This window comes from Algibacter luteus, from assembly GCF_030344935.1.
In the GTDB taxonomy this organism is placed as follows: domain Bacteria; phylum Bacteroidota; class Bacteroidia; order Flavobacteriales; family Flavobacteriaceae; genus Arenitalea; species Arenitalea lutea.
This window is the reverse complement of sequence record NZ_CP128313.1, coordinates 2979644-3000357: the sequence shown is the minus strand read 5'-3', so window position 1 is coordinate 3000357 and position 20714 is coordinate 2979644. Positions and strand designations below refer to the sequence as shown.

Below are 20714 nucleotides of genomic sequence, written 5' to 3'. Positions count from 1 at the left end.
ACTATAACAAATGAAATCCCATTTCACGTTTACTAAACAACAACGTAATGGGATTTTTTTATTGTTAATCCTCATAATTACCTTTCAATGTATTTACTTTTTTGTCGATTTTACTTCGGAAGAAGTTTCAGTTGATGAACAACAACTTTCAGATTTCATTAAAGAAATTGATTCTTTGAAAATAATTGAGTTACAAGAAAGAACACCTAAAATATTTCCATTTAACCCTAATTATTTAACCGATTTTAAAGGCGCTTCATTAGGAATGACTAATGAAGAAATTGATAGATTATTAAGGTTTAGAAATCAAAATAAATGGATAAATTCTGCTGAACAATTTCAAGAAGTTACCCAAGTATCAGATTCACTGTTGGCAGCACTTTCTGTGTATTTTAAATTTCCAGAATGGGTTACAAGTTCTAAACCTTCAAAAGTACGGTTTCCAACATCTTCGAATAATAAACCTAAGACATATGCACAAAAACAAGATTTGAATACAGCAACAGCACAAGACCTTCAAAATATTAATGGTATAGGCAAAACCTTTTCAGAACGTATTATTAAATATCGAAATAAATTAAAAGGTGGTTTTATTGCAGATGTTCAACTCGAAGATGTCTATGGTCTTACACCAGAATTAATTGAAAAAATTACAAATCAATTTACTGTTAAAACACCAAATTCAGTTAATAAAATAAACGTAAATAAGGCTTCAAGTAATGAATTAGTAAAGGTTCCTCATATAGATTACGAATTAGCCTATAATATTATTGAGCAACGAAAATTAAGACAGGGTTTCAATTCAATTGAGGAATTAACTAAAGTAAAAGACTTCCCTTTAAATAAAATAAAGATAATTGAATTATATTTGCACTTCGAAAAAGAAAAATAAATGAATAACATGTACTTCACTGAAGAACATCAGCTTTTTAGAAAAAGTATTCAAGACTTTTTACAGAAAGAGGTTGTACCGCATATTGAAAAATGGGAAGAAACTGGATCTATCGACCGGTTTATTTGGAAAAAATTTGGAGACATGGGTTTCTTCGGTATCAATTATCCAGAAGCATATGGTGGAATGAATTTAGATTTATTCTATACTGTTATTCTTCTTGAAGAACTTCAAAAAATAAATTCTGGCGGTTTCGCAGCAGCAATTTGGGCACATGCCTATTTAGCTATGACGCATTTAAATGCTGAAGGCGATGAGGCTATAAAAGAAAAATATTTAGCTCCAAGTATAACTGGAGATAAAATTGGATGTCTTTGTATTACTGAACCCTTTGGAGGAAGTGATGTAGCAGGTATGCGTACAACAGCAGTAAAAAAAGATGACCACTATATTATTAATGGTTCGAAAACATTTATTACTAATGGGGTGAGTAGTGATTATTTAGTGGTTGCTGCAAAAACAAATCCAGAACTTGGTAATAAAGGTATAAGCATATTTGTTTTAGACAGAAAAATGGAAGGTGTATCGGCAACCAAACTAAAAAAATTAGGTTGGAACGCTTCTGATACTGGCGAAATTGCTTTTGATAATGTTAAAATTCCAATTACAAATCGTTTAGGCGAAGAGAATAAAGGTTTCTCTTATATTATGGAGCATTTTTCATTGGAACGTCTAATCATGGGTGTTAATGCTCATGCCCGCGCAGAGTATGCGCTTGAATATGCTTTAAAATATATGAGTGAGCGTCAAGCTTTTGGAAAAACAATCAATAAGTTTCAAGCACTTAGACATAGTATTGCTGATTTTTATACCGAAATGGAAATCTGTAAAGTTTTCAATTATAATGTTGCTGCAAGATTAGATAAAGGCGAATATGTTGTAAAAGAAGCAACAATGTCTAAATTAAAGTCTACAAAAATGGCCGATGAGGTTATTTATCAATGCTTACAGTTTTTAGGAGGATATGGTTATATGGAAGAATACCCAATGGCTCGATTGTTAAGAGATAGCAGACTAGGACCAATTGGTGGTGGTACTTCAGAAATCTTAAGAGAGATTATCGCTAAAATAATAATAGATAAAAAAGAATATCGACCAGCAACTAAATAACTTATATTATTTTGGCGAAAATTGTATCTCAATTAGCTAAAATAATAATTGACAAAAAGGAATATCGCCCAAGTACTAAATTGATTAGTCATTTTTTAGCGAAAATTGTATCACAATTAGCTAAAACAATACTTGAAAAGTATTACATCCTTAAATTAAAAAAAACTTTAAAAGGTGTTTTTGTAATTCCAAAATAGTTTTATATTTGCAGCCAGAAATTTCTAAAAGAGAGGAGGTTAAGACACTATGTTAATAATTCCAGTTAAAGAAGGAGAAAATATAGATAGAGCGTTAAAGCGTTACAAGCGTAAGTTTGTTAGAACAACTATTAAAAATCAGTTGCAAGAACGTAAGCAGTTTACAAAGCCTTCAGTAGCTCGTAGAGCTCAAGTTCAAAAAGCACAATACATTCAATCATTAAGAGATGCAGAAAACATCTAATCTTAAATGATTTGATTTATTAAGAATATAAAAATCCCGCATTTTGCGGGATTTTTTTGTTTTGATAATTGTGGAATAACTACATTAAAGAAATTAAACTTGTCGTTTTGACTAATAACTTCTAACTTTAAATCTTTAACATATTTAAGATGCCTTTTAAATCTTTTCTGGATTACCTCTTATTAGAAAAAAACTATTCGAAGCTTACTGTTAAAGCTTATCAAAATGATTTGAATGATTTCTCAGAATTCATAAAAGTTGAATTCAATACTGCTTCTATAAATCAAGTTAATTATTCGCAAATTCGAAGCTGGATTGTAATCCTTGTAGAAAATCAACTTTCTAACCGTACAATTAATAGAAAAATATCAGCTTTAAATTCATATTATAAATTTCTTTTAAAAACAGGCGATATTAAGTTAAACCCGTTAGCAAAACACAAAGCATTAAAAACAAGTAAAAAAATTCAGGTACCTTTTTCTGAAGAAGAAATTAAAGACGTTTTAAACGACTTAAATTTTGCCGATGATTTTGAGGGGTTAAGAGATAAATTTATAATTGAACTTTTTTATTCTACTGGTATAAGAAGAATTGAATTGGTTGAGCTTAAATTATCGAGCTTAGATTTACATAAAAATACGTTAAAAGTATTAGGTAAAAGAAATAAAGAACGTATTATACCGTTAATAAAATCAGTGCATCAAACAGCTATTAAATACTTAGAAGCAAGATTACAATTGGATAAGATTGTTGATAAGGAATATCTTTTTTTGACGAAAAAAGGCGTTAAAATATATGAAACACTTGTCTACAGAATAATAAATGAGTATTTTAGTAAGGCATCTTCAAAGGTAAAGAAGAGTCCACATATTTTGAGGCACTCCTTCGCTACACATTTGTTAAACCAAGGTGCCGATTTAAATGCTGTTAAGGAGCTTTTAGGACATTCAAGTTTAGCTGCAACACAAGTTTATACACATAATAGTATTGCAGAATTAAAAAAAGTGCATATTGATGCACATCCAAGAAGTAAAAAATAGTAGTTGTAATAAAGTCTAACCAAAAAAGTAAACAGATGAAAGTAAACACCCAATCAGTAAATTTTAATGCAGACCAAAAATTGATTGATTTTATTCAAAAACGAATGGATAAATTAGATTTGTTTTACGATAAAGTTATTAAATCTGATGTTTTTTTAAAAGTTGAAAACACAAGTGATAAACAAAATAAAATTTTTGAAGCAAGAGTTAGTGTTCCAGGAGATAGCTTGGTAGTTAAAAAGCAATGTAAATCCTTTGAAGAAGGTACAGATATGGCAGTTGCATCGTTAGAAAGACAATTAAAAAAGAGAAAAGAGAAATTAAGAGCACATTTATAATAAAAATTCTCAAAAAATGTTTTGAATAAAATAAAAAATCTATACATTTGCAGTCCGTTAGAAATAACGGGCTTTTTTTATGCGCCAAAAGTATAAAAAACGCCGATGTAGCTCAGCTGGCTAGAGCAGCTGATTTGTAATCAGCAGGTCGTGGGTTCGAGTCCCTCCATCGGCTCAAGTTCTTAAAAAAAAATGAAATAAGTAAATTGGGGAGATACTCAAGCGGCCAACGAGGGCAGACTGTAAATCTGCTGACTACGTCTTCGCAGGTTCGAATCCTGCTCTCCCCACAACTTTTTTAGTTTTTTGTATATTTTGAAAACCTGATAAATAAGCATTTATCAAAAAATTGCGGGAGTAGCTCAGTTGGTAGAGCGTCAGCCTTCCAAGCTGAATGTCGCCGGTTCGAACCCGGTCTCCCGCTCTAAAATTCCTGCGAAGGCAGGAATCTCTTCTTTCATATTAGCTTAAATCTTGAAAAAGATTGGTTTTGAGAGAATAGGAAATAAAAACTTTACGCCGGTGTAGCTCAGGGGTAGAGCGTTTCCTTGGTAAGGAAGAGGTCACGAGTTCAAATCTCGTCATTGGCTCTATTTTTAGAGAAATTTAGAATACACTAATATTATTATATAACTAAGATTAAAATTATTTAAAAAACATGGCAAAGGCAACTTTCGATCGTTCAAAACCACATTTAAATATTGGTACAATTGGACACGTAGATCACGGTAAAACAACTTTAACTGCTGCTATTACTAAAGTATTAGCTGATGCAGGTTACTCAGAAGCAAGATCATTTGATCAAATTGATAATGCTCCAGAAGAAAAAGAAAGAGGTATAACAATTAATACTTCTCACGTTGAATATCAAACAGCAAATCGTCACTATGCTCACGTTGACTGTCCAGGTCACGCGGATTACGTAAAGAACATGGTAACTGGTGCTGCACAAATGGATGGTGCTATTTTAGTTGTTGCTGCAACTGATGGTCCTATGCCACAAACTCGTGAGCACATCTTATTAGGTCGTCAAGTAGGAATTCCACGTATCGTTGTTTTCTTAAACAAAGTAGATATGGTTGATGATGAAGAGTTATTAGAATTAGTAGACATGGAAGTTAGAGATTTATTAAACTTCTATGAATATGATGGAGATAACGGTCCTGTAATTTCAGGTTCTGCTTTAGGTGCACTTAATGGTGAGCAAAAGTGGGTTGATACAGTTTTAGAATTAATGAAAGCTTGTGATGAGTGGATTGAAGAGCCAGTTCGTGATATGGATAAGCCTTTCTTAATGCCTATCGAAGATGTATTTTCTATTACTGGTCGTGGTACTGTAGCAACTGGTCGTATTGAGACTGGTGTTGCTAATACTGGAGATCCTGTAGAAATTATTGGTATGGGTGCAGAGAAATTAACTTCTACTATTACTGGTATCGAAATGTTCCGTCAAATATTAGATAGAGGTGAGGCTGGTGATAATGCCGGTATCTTATTAAGAGGTATTGAGAAATCTCAAATCTCAAGAGGTATGGTTATTACTAAACCAGGTTCAGTAACACCACATGCTAAATTCAAAGCTGAGGTTTATATCCTTAAAAAAGAAGAAGGTGGACGTCATACTCCATTCCATAATAACTACCGTCCACAGTTCTACGTACGTACAACTGACGTAACTGGTAACATTGCTTTACCTGATGGAGTTGAAATGGTTATGCCTGGAGATAACTTAACTATTACTGTTGAGTTAATTCAACCAATTGCAATGAACGTAGGTTTACGTTTCGCTATCCGTGAAGGAGGTAGAACAGTTGGTGCAGGTCAGGTAACTGAGATATTAGACTAATACAGTTTAAATAAATATTAAGTTAAGGTATTCCGTTTTTTTCGGAATACCTTCCCTTATATTTACGGGTTTAGCTCAGTTGGTAGAGCACTGGTCTCCAAAACCAGGTGTCGGGAGTTCGAGTCTCTCAACCCGTGCAATAGTAATTTGAGTATCATTTCAAATTGGAATAAAAAATAAGAACATGGCTGGAATTGTAAATTATATAAAAGAATCATTCGGAGAACTAAAAAATAATGTGTCTTGGCCAACATGGGCAGAAGCACAAAGTTTAACAGTTTTAGTTGCTGTATTTTCAATTATATTTTCCCTTGCTATTTGGGGTGTAGATACAGTATTCAGTAAAGTTATAGCAACTTACTTTCAATGGATTAACGGTTAAAAGAAGAATTTATGTCTGAAGTAAGTGAAAAAAAATGGTATGTTGTTCGAGCCGTAAGTGGTCAAGAAAACAAAATCAAAACGTATATCGAGAATGAAATTGCTCGTTTAGGTTTACAAGATTATGTTGATCAGGTTCTTGTTCCAACAGAAAAGGTGATACAAATCCGTAACGGAAAGAAAATTCAGAAAGAAAAAACGTTTTTTCCTGGATATATCATGATACAAGCAAATCTAACTGGTGAAGTTCCTCATATCATAAGATCGGTTACAAATGTAATTGGGTTTTTAGGGGAAACAAAAGGTGGAGACCCTGTACCATTAAGACAATCTGAAGTAAACAGAATGTTAGGTAAAGTTGATGAATTATCTGTAGAAGAAAGTGCTAATGTAGCGATACCTTTTACTAAAGGTGAAACTGTAAAAGTTATTGATGGTCCGTTTAATGGATTTGATGGTACTATTGAAAAAATAAATGAAGAAAAGCGTAAGCTAGAAGTAATGGTAAAGATTTTTGGAAGAAAAACACCATTAGAGCTAAGCTATATGCAAGTTGAAAAAGTATAATAATTGTTACACTATATAAATGATATATTACTAGGCTTCCAAATTTAGAAGTATATCAAACTAAATTATTAAAAATGGCAAAAGAAATTGGCAAAGTAGTTAAGTTACAAGTTCGGGGAGGTGCTGCGAATCCGTCGCCACCGGTTGGACCCGCTTTAGGAGCTGCTGGAGTTAACATTATGGAATTCTGTAAGCAATTTAATGCGAGAACACAGGATAAACCAGGTAAAGTGTTACCAGTAGTGATTACTGTTTATAAAGACAAATCATTTGACTTTGTAATCAAGACTCCTCCTGCAGCGGTACAATTATTAGAAGCGAGCAAAATTAAAAAAGGTTCAGGAGAGCCAAACCGAAAAAAAGTAGCTAAAGTATCTTGGGATCAGATTAAAACTATTGCAGAAGACAAAATGGTAGATTTAAATGCATTTACTGTTGAATCTGCTATGAAAATGGTTGCTGGTACAGCAAGATCAATGGGTATAACCGTAACTGGGCAATTCCCATCGTAATCTAATAAAGACATTATAAAATGGCAAGATTAACAAAAAAGCAAAAAGAAGCTTTAGCGAAAATAGAAAAAGGTAAAGTATATTCTTTAAATGAAGCATCGGCATTAGTAAAAGAAATTACTAATACCAAGTTTGATGCCTCTGTAGATTTAGCAATACGTTTAGGTGTAGACCCACGTAAAGCTAACCAGATGGTGAGAGGTGTAGTTTCATTACCTCACGGAACTGGTAAAGACATGAAAGTTTTAGCATTAGTAACTCCTGATAAAGAAGCAGAAGCTAAAGAAGCTGGAGCTGATTATGTAGGATTAGATGAATATCTCGAGAAAATCAAGAATGGTTGGACAGATGTTGACGTTATTATTACTATGCCTAGTGTAATGGGTAAATTAGGTCCTTTAGGACGTGTATTAGGTCCTCGTGGTTTAATGCCAAACCCAAAAACTGGAACAGTAACTATGGATGTTGCTAAAGCAGTTACTGAAGTAAAAGCTGGTAAAATTGACTTTAAAGTTGATAAAACTGGTATCGTTCATGCTGCAATTGGTAAAGCATCATTTAGTGCTGATAAAATTGAAGGTAACGCTCAAGAATTAATTCAAACATTAGTTAAACTTAAACCAACAACTGCAAAAGGTACATATGTAAAAAGCATTTTTATGTCTTCTACTATGAGCCCTAGTATAGCTGTTGATCCTAAAGTTGGTGGTTAATTAGTTAAAACTTTTATTATGACAAGACAAGAAAAATCACAAGTAATTGAGGAATTAACTGTAGAATTAGCTAACAATGGAAATATCTATTTAACCGATATTTCAGGATTAAACGCCGCTACAACCTCAGATTTACGTCGTGCTGCATTTAAAGCAAACGTAAAATTATCAGTTGTTAAAAATACATTATTAGCAAAAGCTATGGAAGCTTCAGACAGAGAGTTTGGAGATCTTCCTTCAGTATTAAAAGGAAATACATCTGTAATGTATTCTGAAACTGGTAATGTACCAGCTAAGTTAATTAAAACTTTCCGTAAGAAATCAGAAAAGCCTTTATTAAAAGGAGCATTTATTGAGGAAACAGTTTATATTGGCGACGATCAATTAGACATGTTAGTTGATATCAAGTCTAAAGAAGAGTTATTAGGAGAGATTATAGGATTACTACAATCGCCTGCTAAAAACGTTGTTTCAGCACTTAAATCAAGTGGCGGAACATTAGCTGGAATTATTAAAACACTATCTGAAAAAGAAGGATAGTCTTAACAAGTACGCACTTATTACAATTATATTATTATTAAAAATTTATTAAAACGATAGAAAAATGGCAGATTTAAAAGATTTCGCAGAACAATTAGTTAACCTTACAGTAAAAGAAGTAAATGAGTTAGCTACTATATTAAAAGATGAGTATGGTATTGAGCCTGCTGCTGCAGCTGTAGCTGTTGCTGCTGGTCCTGCTGCTGGTGGTGGAGACGCTGCTGAAGCTCAAACTGAATTTGATGTTATATTAAAAGCTGCAGGTGGCTCTAAGTTAGCTGTTGTAAAACTAGTAAAAGAATTAACTGGTCTTGGCTTAAAAGAAGCTAAAGAATTAGTTGATGGTGCACCTAGCCCAATTAAAGAAGGTGTTTCTAAAGATGAAGCTGAAGGCTTAAAAGCATCTTTAGAAGAAGCTGGGGCTGAGGTTGAGCTTAAGTAAGCTTAATAACTCAAGAACATAAAGGTTTAGGTCTGGAGAGTTGTCTTCAAGACCTAAACCATTTTGTGTATATAACAATTATATACAAAATTCAATTTTTTTTTAATCAAAATTCCGTCTATTGATGTTGTCAACACAAGCTGAAAGATTAAATTTCTCCTCTATTGTAAATAGAACAGAATATCCAGATTTCTTAGATATTCAAATTAAATCCTTTCAAGATTTTTTCCAATTGGAAACAAAATCAGAAGAAAGAGGTGATGAAGGTTTATACAATACCTTCATGGAAAATTTTCCAATTACAGATTCGCGTAATCAATTCATTTTAGAATTTTTAGATTACTTTGTAGATCCACCAAGATATACTATTGAAGAGTGTATCGAAAGAGGGTTAACTTATAGTGTTCCACTAAAAGCAAGGTTAAAGTTATATTGTACAGACCCTGAACATGAGGATTTCGAGACCATTGTTCAAGATGTGTACTTAGGAACTATTCCTTACATGACACCTAGTGGTACTTTTGTAATCAATGGCGCTGAACGTGTTGTTGTATCACAATTACACCGTTCACCTGGAGTATTTTTTGGACAATCACACCATGCTAATGGTACTAAATTATATTCAGCGAGAGTAATTCCTTTTAAAGGATCTTGGATTGAGTTTGCTACAGATATCAATCAAGTGATGTACGCATACATTGATAGAAAGAAGAAGTTACCAGTTACAACACTTTTCCGTGCAATTGGTTTTGAACGTGATAAGGATATTCTAGAAATCTTTGATTTAGCAGAAGAAATTAAAGTATCTAAATCTGGATTAAAGAAATATACTGGAAGAAAATTAGCGGCACGTGTACTTAATACATGGCACGAGGATTTCGTTGATGAAGATACTGGCGAAGTAGTTTCAATCGAGCGTAATGAAATTGTGCTTGATCGTGATACGGTTCTAGATAAAGAAAATATTGAAGAAATTATTGAAGCTGAAGTTAAAACCATTCTTTTACATAAAGAAGGTACAGAACAAGGTGATTATGCTATTATTCACAATACGCTTCAAAAAGATCCAACAAACTCTGAAAAAGAGGCTGTTGAACATATTTACAGACAATTACGTAATGCAGAACCGCCAGATGAAGAAACGGCTCGTGGAATAATTGATAAATTATTCTTTTCAGACCAACGTTATTCTTTAGGTGAAGTTGGGCGTTACAGAATGAACAAAAAATTAGGTCTTGATATTGGAATGGACAAGCAAGTGCTTACCAAAGAAGATATCATTACCATTATAAAATATTTAATCGAGCTTATCAATTCTAAAGCAGAGATTGATGATATTGATCACTTATCAAACCGTCGTGTACGTACTGTTGGTGAACAATTATCTCAACAATTTGGAGTTGGTTTAGCACGTATGGCACGTACTATTCGTGAGCGTATGAACGTTCGAGATAATGAAGTGTTTACACCTATAGATTTGATTAATGCTAAGACTTTGTCTTCAGTAATTAACTCATTTTTTGGTACAAACCAGTTGTCTCAGTTTATGGATCAAACCAATCCTTTAGCTGAAATTACGCATAAGCGTCGTTTATCAGCTCTTGGACCAGGTGGTTTATCAAGAGAGAGAGCAGGGTTTGAGGTACGTGACGTTCATTACACACATTACGGAAGACTTTGTCCTATTGAAACACCAGAAGGACCAAATATTGGTTTAATTTCTTCGCTTTCAGTATTTGCTAAAGTGAACTCTATGGGATTCATTGAAACACCTTATAGAAAAGTAACAGATGGTGTAGTTGATATTAAAAATGAGCCAATTTACTTAAGCGCCGAAGAAGAAGAAGAAAAATTGATTGCTCAAGCTACGGTTAAAGTTGATGATAAAGGTAAAATTACACACGATAAGGTAATTGCTAGAATGGAAGGTGACTTCCCAGTTATCGACCCTAATCAGTTACATTATACGGATGTTGCACCTAATCAAATTTCATCAATTTCGGCTTCTCTGATTCCATTCTTGGAACATGATGACGCAAACCGTGCATTGATGGGATCAAACATGATGCGTCAGGCTGTACCTTTATTAAGAGTAGATGCACCTATTGTTGGAACTGGTTTAGAACGTCAAGTAGCATCAGATTCTCGTGTTTTAATCAACGCTGAAGGATCAGGTGAAGTTTTATACGTAGATGCAAACGAAATCAAAATTAGATACGACCGTACTGAAGATGAGGCTAAAGTTAGTTTTGATAGTGATATTAAAACATACCAATTAGTTAAGTTCAGAAAAACGAACCAAGGTACTTCTATCAACCTTAAACCAATTGTTGTTAAAGGAGATAAAGTAACTAAAGGTCAAGTACTATGTGAAGGGTATGCCACTCAAAAAGGTGAGCTAGCACTTGGTAGAAATATGAAAGTAGCCTTTATGCCTTGGAAAGGGTATAACTTTGAGGATGCAATTGTAATTTCAGAAAAAGTAGTTCGTGAAGATATATTCACATCTATTCATATAGATGAGTACTCTTTGGAAGTAAGAGATACAAAATTAGGAAACGAAGAGTTAACTAATGATATTCCTAACGTTTCAGAAGAAGCTACTAAAGATCTTGATGAAAATGGAATGATTCGTATTGGTGCTGAAGTTAAACCAGGCGATATCTTAATTGGTAAGATTACTCCAAAAGGAGAGTCAGATCCAACTCCAGAAGAAAAATTATTACGTGCTATCTTTGGTGATAAAGCAGGTGATGTAAAAGATGCTTCTTTAAAAGCTTCTCCTTCATTAAACGGTGTAGTAATTGAGAAAAAATTATTTGCAAGAGCCGTAAAAGATAAACGTAAAAGAGCACAAGATAAAGATGATATTCTTGCTTTAGAAGCTCAATACGATAGAAAATTTGATGAGTTGAAAGATGTTTTAATCGAAAAACTTTTCAATATCGTTAACGGGAAAACAGCTCAAGGTATTTTTAATGATTTAGGTGAAGAAGTATTACCAAAAGGTAAAAAATTCACACTTAAAATGTTAAATGCTGTTGATGATTATGCGCATTTAGTATCTGGAAAATGGACTACAGATGATCATACAAATCAATTGGTAGCAGATTTAATTCATAACTACAAGATTAAAGAAAACGATTTACAGGGTTCTTTACGTCGTGAGAAATTTACAATTTCAGTAGGTGATGAGTTACCAGCAGGAATCATTAAATTAGCTAAGGTTTACATTGCTAAGAAACGTAAACTTAAAGTTGGTGATAAAATGGCAGGACGTCACGGTAACAAAGGTATTGTAGCTCGTATCGTTCGTCAAGAAGATATGCCGTTCTTAGAAGATGGAACGCCTGTTGATATTGTATTAAATCCACTTGGTGTACCTTCTCGTATGAACATTGGGCAGATTTATGAAACTGTATTAGGTTGGGCAGGTCAAAAATTAGATCGCAAATATGCGACTCCTATTTTTGATGGAGCAACTATCGATCAGATTAATGAATTTACAGATGAAGCTGGAATTCCTAGATATGGTCATACGTACCTATACGATGGTGGAACTGGTGAAAGATTTGATCAGCCAGCAACAGTTGGTGTAATCTATATGTTGAAATTAGGACATATGGTTGACGATAAAATGCACGCACGTTCTATAGGGCCTTACTCATTAATTACACAACAACCATTAGGTGGTAAAGCACAATTTGGTGGTCAGCGTTTTGGTGAGATGGAAGTTTGGGCACTTGAAGCTTATGGAGCATCAAGTACCTTACGTGAGATTTTAACTGTAAAATCTGATGATGTAATTGGTAGAGCCAAAACTTACGAAGCAATCGTAAAAGGTGAACCAATGCCTGATCCAGGTTTACCAGAATCTTTCAACGTACTTATGCACGAATTGAAAGGTTTAGGTCTAGACATCAGATTAGAGGAGTAGTTAATTAATTAAATTCATTTCAACCATTTATTATGGCAAGAAAACAAGATAAAAATACAGTTAAGAGATTTAATAAAATCTCAATTGGTTTAGCATCACCAGAGTCTATTTTAGCAGAATCTAGAGGTGAAGTTTTAAAACCAGAAACTATCAATTATCGAACGCACAAACCAGAACGTGATGGTTTGTTCTGTGAGCGTATTTTTGGTCCTGTAAAGGATTATGAGTGTGCTTGTGGTAAATATAAAAGAATACGTTACAAAGGTATTGTATGCGACCGTTGTGGTGTAGAAGTTACAGAAAAGAAAGTACGTCGTGATAGAGTAGGACACATTAACCTTGTTGTTCCTGTAGCACACATCTGGTACTTCCGTTCGTTACCAAATAAAATTGGTTATTTATTAGGATTACCATCTAAGAAATTAGATATGATTATTTACTACGAACGTTACGTAGTAATTCAACCAGGTAATGCTAAGAATGAAGAAGGAGAACCATTACAAAAAATGGATTTCTTAACTGAAGAAGAATATTTAAATATTTTAGAAGAACTTCCTCAAGATAACCAATATCTAGACGATTCAGACCCTAACAAGTTTTTAGCTAAAATGGGTGCTGAATGTTTAATTGAGTTATTAGCGAGAATTGATTTAGAAGCGTTATCATATGAGTTACGTCATAAAGCAAATACTGAAACGTCTAAACAACGTAAAACAGAAGCTTTAAAACGTTTACAAGTTGTTGAATCATTACGTGAGTCAAATCAAAATAGAGAAAACAGACCAGAGTGGATGATTATGAAGGTTATTCCTATCATTCCGCCAGAATTACGTCCGTTAGTGCCTTTAGATGGTGGTCGTTTCGCAACTTCAGATTTAAATGATTTATATCGTCGTGTAATTATCCGTAACAACCGTTTAAAGCGTTTAGTAGAGATAAAAGCTCCTGAAGTAATTTTACGTAACGAAAAACGTATGTTACAAGAATCTGTAGATTCATTGTTTGATAACACACGTAAATCATCTGCAGTAAAAACTGATTCTAACAGACCGTTAAAATCATTATCAGATTCACTTAAAGGTAAGCAAGGGCGTTTCCGTCAAAACTTACTTGGTAAGCGTGTTGACTATTCTGCACGTTCTGTAATTGTTGTTGGTCCAGAATTAAAATTATTTGAATGTGGATTGCCAAAAAATATGGCAGCTGAACTTTACAAGCCTTTTGTAATTAGAAAATTAATTGAAAGAGGTATTGTAAAAACAGTAAAATCTGCAAAGAAAATTATAGATAAAAGAGAGCCTGTGGTTTGGGATATCTTGGAAAATGTTCTTAAAGGACATCCAGTATTACTAAACCGTGCGCCTACATTACACCGTTTAGGTATTCAAGCTTTCCAACCAAAATTAATTGAAGGGAAAGCGATACAGTTACACCCATTAGTGTGTACAGCATTTAATGCCGATTTTGATGGTGACCAGATGGCAGTACATTTACCATTAGGGCCAGAAGCTATACTAGAATGTCAATTATTAATGTTGGCTTCTCATAACATCTTAAATCCTGCAAATGGTTCACCAGTAACGGTTCCTTCTCAAGATATGGTACTTGGTCTTTACTATATGACTAAGTTACGTAAGTCTACTCCAGAAGTTCCCGTGCAAGGTGAAGGATTAACTTTTTATTCTCCAGAAGAAGTAGAAATTGCTTTTAACGAGAAGAAAGTAGATTTAAATGCCGGAATTAAAGTACGTACCATTGACATTAATGAAAATGGTAAGTTAGACAGAATGATAGTTGAGACAACTGTTGGTAGAGTATTATTTAACCAACATGTACCTCAAGCGGCTGGATATATAAATGAAGTTCTTACTAAGAAATCTTTAAGAGATATTATTGGTAGAATTTTAAAAGTAACTTCTGTTCCTGAAACGGCAGATTTCTTAGATGGTATTAGAACTTTAGGATTTAAGTTTGCATTCCAAGGTGGTTTATCATTTAGTTTAGGTGATATTATTATTCCGCCAGAAAAACAAGGCATGATTGATAAAGCCAATACATTAGTTGACGGTATTACTGGAAACTATAACATGGGACTTATCACTAATAACGAGCGTTACAACCAAGTTATTGATATATGGACTTCAACAAATGCAGAATTGACTGAATTGTCAATGAAACGTATTCGTGAAGACCAACAAGGTTTCAACTCGGTATTTATGATGCTTGATTCTGGTGCTCGTGGATCTAAAGAACAGATTCGTCAGCTTACAGGTATGCGTGGATTAATGGCAAAGCCTAAAAAATCAAATGCAGGTGGAGGAGAAATTATTGAAAACCCAATTCTTTCTAACTTTAAAGAAGGACTTTCAATTTTAGAATACTTTATTTCTACTCACGGTGCTCGTAAGGGGCTTGCGGATACTGCACTTAAAACTGCAGATGCTGGTTACTTAACACGTCGTTTAGTTGATGTGTCTCAAGATGTTATTATTAATAGCGTTGATTGTGGTACCTTAAGAGGTGTAGAAGTTGAACCATTAAAAAAGAACGATGAAGTTGTTGAAACTTTAGAAGAAAGAATCGTTGGTCGTGTATCATTAAATGATGTGCATAATCCATTAACTGACGAATTATTAGTTTCTTCTGGGCAATTAATAGAAGATGATATCGCCAAGTCTATTGGAGATTCGCCAATTGAAAGTATCGAAGTTCGTTCTGCATTAACTTGTGAAGCTTTACAAGGTATTTGTGCTAAATGTTATGGTCGTAACCTTGCAACCGGTAAAATGGTACAAAGAGGTGAAGCTGTTGGTGTAGTTGCTGCACAATCTATTGGAGAACCTGGTACACAGCTTACGCTTCGTACATTCCACGTAGGTGGTATCGCAGGTAACATTTCAGAAGATAACAAGTTAGCTGTTAAGTTTGACGGTATTGCTGAAATAGAAGATTTAAAAACGGTTAAAGGTCAAGATAGTGACGGAAAAGCAATTGATATTGTAATTTCAAGAACGTCTGAACTTAAACTTACAGATAAGAAAACTGGTATTGTTTTAAGTAATAACAACATTCCTTATGGTTCGACAATTTTGGTTAAAAACGGTCAAGAACTGTCAAAAGGAGATGTGGTTTGTACTTGGGATCCATATAACGGTGTTATTATTTCAGAATTTGCTGGTAAAGTAAAATATGAAAACATCGAGCAAGGTGTAACATACCAAGTAGAAATTGATGAGCAAACAGGTTTCCAAGAAAAAGTAATTTCTGAATCTAGAAACAAAAAGCTTATTCCAACTTTACATATCGAAGATTCTAAAGGTGAAACTGTACGTTCGTACAACTTACCAGTAGGAGCTCACTTAATGATTGATGATGGCGAAAAGATTAACATAGGTAAAATTTTAGTAAAAATACCTCGTAAATCTGCTAAAGCTGGTGATATTACAGGTGGTCTTCCTCGTGTAACTGAGTTGTTTGAAGCACGTAACCCATCTAACCCCGCAGTAGTAAGTGAGATTGATGGTGTTGTTTCTTTCGGAAAAATTAAAAGAGGAAATCGTGAAATAGTTGTAGAATCTAAATTAGGAGAGGTTAAAAAGTATCTTGTAAAACTATCTAATCAAATTCTTGTTCAAGAAAATGATTATGTGAAAGCTGGTATGCCTTTATCTGACGGATCTATTACTCCAGATGATATCTTAAATATTAAAGGACCATCAGCTGTTCAGCAATACTTAGTAAACGAGGTACAAGAAGTTTATCGTTTACAGGGTGTAAAAATTAATGATAAGCACTTTGAAGTTGTTGTTAGACAAATGATGCGTAAAGTGAAGATTATTGATTCTGGTGATACTATCTTCTTAGAAGATCAATTAGCTCATAAAGATGAATTTATCAAAGAAAATGATGAAATCTTCGGAATGAAAGTTATTGAAGATGCTGGAGATTCGGCAAATCTTAAAGCGGGACAAATTATTTCGCCTCGTGATTTAAGAGATGAGAATTCTATCTTACGTAGAGAAGATAAGCAACTTGTAGTAGCAAGAGATGCTAAGCCTGCAACGGCTACACCTATTTTACAAGGTATTACAAGAGCATCACTTCAAACCAAGTCATTTATTTCTGCGGCATCGTTCCAGGAAACAACTAAAGTACTTAATGAAGCGGCAGTTGCCGGTAAAGTTGATACGTTAGAAGGCTTGAAAGAAAATGTAATTGTTGGACATAGAATTCCAGCAGGTACAGGTATGAGAAATTATACCGATATCATTGTAGGCTCTAAAGAAGAGTTTGATGAAATGATGCAAGTAAAGCAAGAATTAAATTATAATTAAATTTTATTTCCGCGCCTGCCTGCCGGCAGGCAGGAAGGCGGGAATATATAAAACTAAAAGCCTTCATGTTTAATATACTTGAAGGCTTTTTAAATATTTAAATAAAGATTATTATGGCAGATGATAAAAACAATCCAAAACAAGGACAGATTAACATAGAACTAGATGAGAAGGTAGCAGAAGGAACATATTCCAATCTAGCTATTATTAACCATTCTGTTTCTGAGTTTGTTGTTGATTTTGTAAATATTATGCCAGGGATTCCTAAAAATAAGGTAAAGGCTAGAATAATATTAACGCCGCAGCATGCTAAACGATTGTTAAAAGCATTAGGTGATAATGTAGCCAGATTTGAGAGCGCACATGGTGAAATTAAAGATTATGAGCAACCGCCAATGCCACTAAATTTTGGACCGACAGGGCAGGCATAATTATTAATTTAATTATGGTGTTGCATGATAATCCATTTGGATCTGGCACCGTCATAAACCAGTTCAATCATTCCCCAATCCTTTGCTGCCATTTTATCGTTTACTTCAATTCTATTTCCTGCGTTAGATCCAGCATTGTTATCCAATAGCTTAACTTCATTGCCTTGTGCGTAGATCCAAATATGTTGGCCATCATAGCCATCTTTTATACCAGTAATTTCAGTATCTCCGGCAGAATTATTTATACGAATTATATGCTTACCCTCATTGGCTTCACCCGGATCTAGTAAAAGATCTATGTTATGGTTAGTTTTTGTTGAGAAGGATACACTGCCAAAATAATAATCGAAATTGCTGGATAATGTATTATTAGTAAGTTTTAGATTACTCCCTATATAAATTTCTCGTAAGGTTCCAGAATTATCAAGACCAGTTACCTTCGTGGTTGTAACGCCTACTTGATTTGTTGTTTCTATTCGTGCTGTACCTACAACATGTAATGTTTCTTGAGGATTGGTAGTGTTAATTCCAACTTGTGCCGAAAGATTTAACGTAAAGAGACATACAAAGATACTAATAGTATTAAGTAGCTTCATGATATTTATTGAGAGTTATGTAATAGCAATTTATATACTGAAAATCAGTGTTATAACTAGTTACAAATTAAATACTTTATAATTTAAAACGCAAAATTATATATAAAAACCTGTAAATAAGTGTGTTATATTGGATTTGTCTGTTGTAATGGTGGGAGTTATTATCCTATAACCACATCAGAAATAGCTTAAAACATAACAAGTATTAAAATAATTGTTATAAAAACATAAATATTTTAAGTTTAATAACTTGTTACTGGAACAGTTTTTAAAGTTATAATTAGTTTGTGAATCTACGCAACTTCTTTCTTATTTAAATAATATTTCAAGGCACCAGTGGGGCACTTCTTTACTTGTTTAATAATTTGTACAGAACTTGCTCCATTAATATCTATCCAGGGTATTACGGAGTCTCTAAATACATTAGAAAGCTGTTTAGCACAATTGTCTGCATGTTTACAGATGCATGGGTCGTAGGTTACTGTGATTTCCGAATTACTAAATTCTCTTGCATTTATTTTCATAATCAATCAATTTGGGGTTGAGATTTGTTTTATAAATTTATAAGGAGCCCCAAAAAATGAATCTAATAATCGATTAAAAACCTATTTTTTCTTATGAATAGATGAAATGCAGCCTTAGTTAATCAAATTCCGATGTAAAATGAAGTTTAATATTCGGATATTTTTGTTGCGTCATTTGCAAAGAGAAAGGAGAATCTGCTAAAAAAACTAATTGGTTTTGTTTGTCTTTGGCTAGAAAACGCTGTTTTACGCGCACAAACTCTTTGTATTCTTCAGATTTTGAGTTTTTTGGATCTACCCAACATGCTTTATGCACATTTAAATTTTCGTATGTACATTTGGCACCATACTCATGTTCAAGTCTATATTGTATAACTTCATATTGCAGCGCACCAACAGTTCCAATAACTTTTCTACCATTAAGTTCTAAGGTAAATAATTGTGCAACCCCTTCATCCATAAGTTGGTCAATGCCTTTAAACAATTGCTTCGACTTTAACGGGTCGGCATTATTAATATATCTAAAATGTTCTGGAGAGAAACTAGGAACCCCTTTGTAATTTAAAACTTCGCCCTCGGTTAGGGTATCGCCAATTTTAAATGTTCCAGTATCTTGCAGGCCTACAATATCACCAGGGTAAGAGATATCTACGATTTCTTTCTTTTCAGCAAAAAAAGCATTTGGACTAGAAAATTTCACTTTCTTATTATGCCTTACATGAAGGTATTGTGTATTTCGTTTAAATTCTCCTGAAACAATTTTAACAAAAGCTAAACGGTTTCTATGGTTAGGATCCATATTGGCATGAATCTTAAAAACAAACCCGCTAAAATTTTTCTCTTCAGGTTTAACCAAGCGTTCTTCACTTTGTTTTGGTCTTGGTTTAGGAGCAATATCAACAAAACAGTCCAGTAATTCTCTAACCCCAAAGTTATTTAATGCTGAACCAAAAAACACAGGTTGTTGGTTTCCGTTTAAATATTCTTCCTTATTAAAACTTGGGTAAATACCTTCTACTAATTCAATTTCCTCTCTTAATGTATTGGCAGCTTTGTCTCCAACGAGTTTATCTAATTCGGAAGACGATAAATCCGAAATTTCAATGGTTTCTTCAATGTCTTTTCTACTATCTCCACTAAAAAGGTTCACATTTTTTTCCCAAATATTATAAATACCTTTAAATTCATAACCCATGCCAATTGGGAAGCTAAGTGGTACAACTTTAAGTCCTAATTTTTGCTCAACCTCATCTAGCAAATCAAATGCATCTTTTCCTTCTCTATCCATTTTATTAATGAATACAATCATCGGGATTTTTCGCATACGGCAAACTTCAACTAGTTTTTCAGTTTGCTCCTCAACTCCTTTTGCAACGTCTATAACAACTATTACACTATCTACTGCCGTTAATGTTCTAAAAGTATCTTCAGCAAAATCTTTATGCCCCGGGGTGTCTAAAATGTTTATTTTTATACCATTGTACTCAAATGCTAAAACAGATGTTGCTACCGATATTCCACGTTGGCGTTCTATTTCCATAAAATCACTGGTAGCACCTTTTTTTATTTTGTTGCTTTTTACAGCACCAGCTTCTTGAATAGCACCTCCAAAAAGTAATAGCTTTTCTGTTAAAGTCGTTTTACCAGCATCAGGGTGAGAAATGATACCAAATGTGCGTCTACGCTGTATTTCTTTTAAAAAACTCATAATAATCGTGCAAATAGTTTGCAAAGATACTATTAATTAATAAGTGCCAACAATAATAATTGTTTCTAAATGTGACCTTTAATTTAAAGGTGTGTCATACTTTTTGTGAAATACCGTTTTATTATTTTTTGATCAAGAATTGAGTTACGTGAATTAATTGTTTATTTTTGTTCGACGAAAGGAAAATAAATACGATATCATGTATTCATTTAATTATTTTAATAGCCCTAATTTGGCTATTGAGTATTAAATGCGTAGTTACTAATTATTAAAATTGTTTGATACTTTAAGTATTTGCCGTT

The 20714-nt window shown here is 33.5% G+C and carries 18 protein-coding genes and 5 tRNA genes; 20 read left to right on the top strand and 3 right to left on the bottom strand.

The window, feature by feature from the left end; translation table 11 throughout:
• Positions 1–10: 10 nt before the first annotated feature.
• The 20 genes from O5O44_RS12660 (at position 11) to O5O44_RS12565 (ending at position 17584) form a co-directional block, all read left to right on the top strand.
• Positions 11–892, top strand: a complete 882-nt coding sequence (locus tag O5O44_RS12660; protein WP_289194653.1) for a ComEA family DNA-binding protein — start codon at positions 11–13, stop codon at positions 890–892.
• The gene (locus O5O44_RS12655) at positions 893–2062 is read left to right on the top strand and encodes an acyl-CoA dehydrogenase family protein (protein WP_289194652.1); all 1170 of its coding nucleotides are present in this window, start codon (positions 893–895) and stop codon (positions 2060–2062) included.
• Positions 2063–2308: 246 nt separating this feature from the next.
• Positions 2309–2503 carry a 30S ribosomal protein S21 gene (rpsU, locus tag O5O44_RS12650; RefSeq protein WP_019388695.1) on the top strand — a complete coding sequence of 65 codons (195 nt, stop codon included), beginning with the start codon at positions 2309–2311 and terminating at the stop codon, positions 2501–2503.
• Positions 2504–2652: 149 nt separating this feature from the next.
• Complete coding sequence (locus O5O44_RS12645; protein WP_289194651.1) at positions 2653–3543, top strand: tyrosine-type recombinase/integrase; 891 nt, start codon at positions 2653–2655, stop codon at positions 3541–3543.
• A gap of 35 nt (positions 3544–3578) precedes the next feature.
• Positions 3579–3881 (top strand): ribosome hibernation-promoting factor, HPF/YfiA family, encoded by a 303-nt coding sequence (gene hpf, locus O5O44_RS12640; RefSeq protein WP_019388697.1) that lies wholly within the window; start codon positions 3579–3581, stop codon positions 3879–3881.
• 101 nt (positions 3882–3982) lie between these two features.
• Positions 3983–4056, top strand: a tRNA-Thr gene (locus O5O44_RS12635).
• Positions 4057–4089: 33 nt separating this feature from the next.
• Positions 4090–4171 (top strand) — tRNA-Tyr (locus O5O44_RS12630).
• 61 nt (positions 4172–4232) lie between these two features.
• Positions 4233–4305: transfer RNA gene (locus O5O44_RS12625), tRNA-Gly, on the top strand.
• A 94-nt stretch (positions 4306–4399) separates the two neighbouring features.
• Positions 4400–4471, top strand: a tRNA-Thr gene (locus O5O44_RS12620).
• A 68-nt stretch (positions 4472–4539) separates the two neighbouring features.
• Positions 4540–5727: an elongation factor Tu gene (gene tuf / locus O5O44_RS12615; RefSeq protein ID WP_019388698.1), complete on the top strand. Its 1188-nt coding sequence runs from the start codon at positions 4540–4542 to the stop codon at positions 5725–5727.
• A gap of 64 nt (positions 5728–5791) precedes the next feature.
• A tRNA-Trp gene (locus tag O5O44_RS12610) sits at positions 5792–5864 on the top strand.
• A gap of 47 nt (positions 5865–5911) precedes the next feature.
• A complete protein-coding gene (secE, locus tag O5O44_RS12605; protein WP_019388699.1) occupies positions 5912–6109 on the top strand; it encodes a preprotein translocase subunit SecE in 198 nt (65 codons plus the stop codon).
• Positions 6110–6120: 11 nt separating this feature from the next.
• On the top strand, positions 6121–6675 hold the full coding sequence (gene nusG / locus O5O44_RS12600) for a transcription termination/antitermination protein NusG (RefSeq protein WP_019388700.1): 555 nt from the start codon (positions 6121–6123) through the stop codon (positions 6673–6675).
• A 74-nt stretch (positions 6676–6749) separates the two neighbouring features.
• Positions 6750–7187, top strand: a complete 438-nt coding sequence (gene rplK / locus O5O44_RS12595) for a 50S ribosomal protein L11 (protein WP_019388701.1) — start codon at positions 6750–6752, stop codon at positions 7185–7187.
• A 20-nt stretch (positions 7188–7207) separates the two neighbouring features.
• Positions 7208–7900, top strand: a complete 693-nt coding sequence (gene rplA / locus O5O44_RS12590) for a 50S ribosomal protein L1 (RefSeq protein WP_019388702.1) — start codon at positions 7208–7210, stop codon at positions 7898–7900.
• A gap of 18 nt (positions 7901–7918) precedes the next feature.
• Positions 7919–8440, top strand: a complete 522-nt coding sequence (rplJ, locus tag O5O44_RS12585; protein ID WP_289194650.1) for a 50S ribosomal protein L10 — start codon at positions 7919–7921, stop codon at positions 8438–8440.
• A gap of 64 nt (positions 8441–8504) precedes the next feature.
• Positions 8505–8882 (top strand): 50S ribosomal protein L7/L12, encoded by a 378-nt coding sequence (rplL, locus tag O5O44_RS12580; protein ID WP_019388704.1) that lies wholly within the window; start codon positions 8505–8507, stop codon positions 8880–8882.
• 124 nt (positions 8883–9006) lie between these two features.
• Positions 9007–12819: a DNA-directed RNA polymerase subunit beta gene (gene rpoB, locus O5O44_RS12575; RefSeq protein ID WP_019388705.1), complete on the top strand. Its 3813-nt coding sequence runs from the start codon at positions 9007–9009 to the stop codon at positions 12817–12819.
• Between the two features lie 32 nt (positions 12820–12851).
• Positions 12852–17153 (top strand): DNA-directed RNA polymerase subunit beta', encoded by a 4302-nt coding sequence (rpoC, locus tag O5O44_RS12570; RefSeq protein ID WP_019388706.1) that lies wholly within the window; start codon positions 12852–12854, stop codon positions 17151–17153.
• A 113-nt stretch (positions 17154–17266) separates the two neighbouring features.
• The gene (locus O5O44_RS12565; protein WP_019388707.1) at positions 17267–17584 is read left to right on the top strand and encodes a DUF3467 domain-containing protein; all 318 of its coding nucleotides are present in this window, start codon (positions 17267–17269) and stop codon (positions 17582–17584) included.
• Positions 17585–17592: 8 nt separating this feature from the next.
• Here O5O44_RS12565 and O5O44_RS12560 read toward each other — a convergent pair whose 3' ends face one another.
• The 3 genes from O5O44_RS12560 to O5O44_RS12550 form a co-directional block, all read right to left on the bottom strand.
• The gene (locus tag O5O44_RS12560) at positions 17593–18180 is read right to left on the bottom strand and encodes a hypothetical protein (RefSeq protein WP_019388708.1); all 588 of its coding nucleotides are present in this window, start codon (positions 18178–18180) and stop codon (positions 17593–17595) included.
• Between the two features lie 293 nt (positions 18181–18473).
• On the bottom strand, positions 18474–18704 hold the full coding sequence (locus tag O5O44_RS12555; protein ID WP_289194649.1) for a (4Fe-4S)-binding protein: 231 nt from the start codon (positions 18702–18704) through the stop codon (positions 18474–18476).
• Between the two features lie 118 nt (positions 18705–18822).
• Positions 18823–20412, bottom strand: a complete 1590-nt coding sequence (locus O5O44_RS12550; RefSeq protein ID WP_289194648.1) for a peptide chain release factor 3 — start codon at positions 20410–20412, stop codon at positions 18823–18825.
• Between the last annotated feature and the right edge of the window lie 302 nt (positions 20413–20714).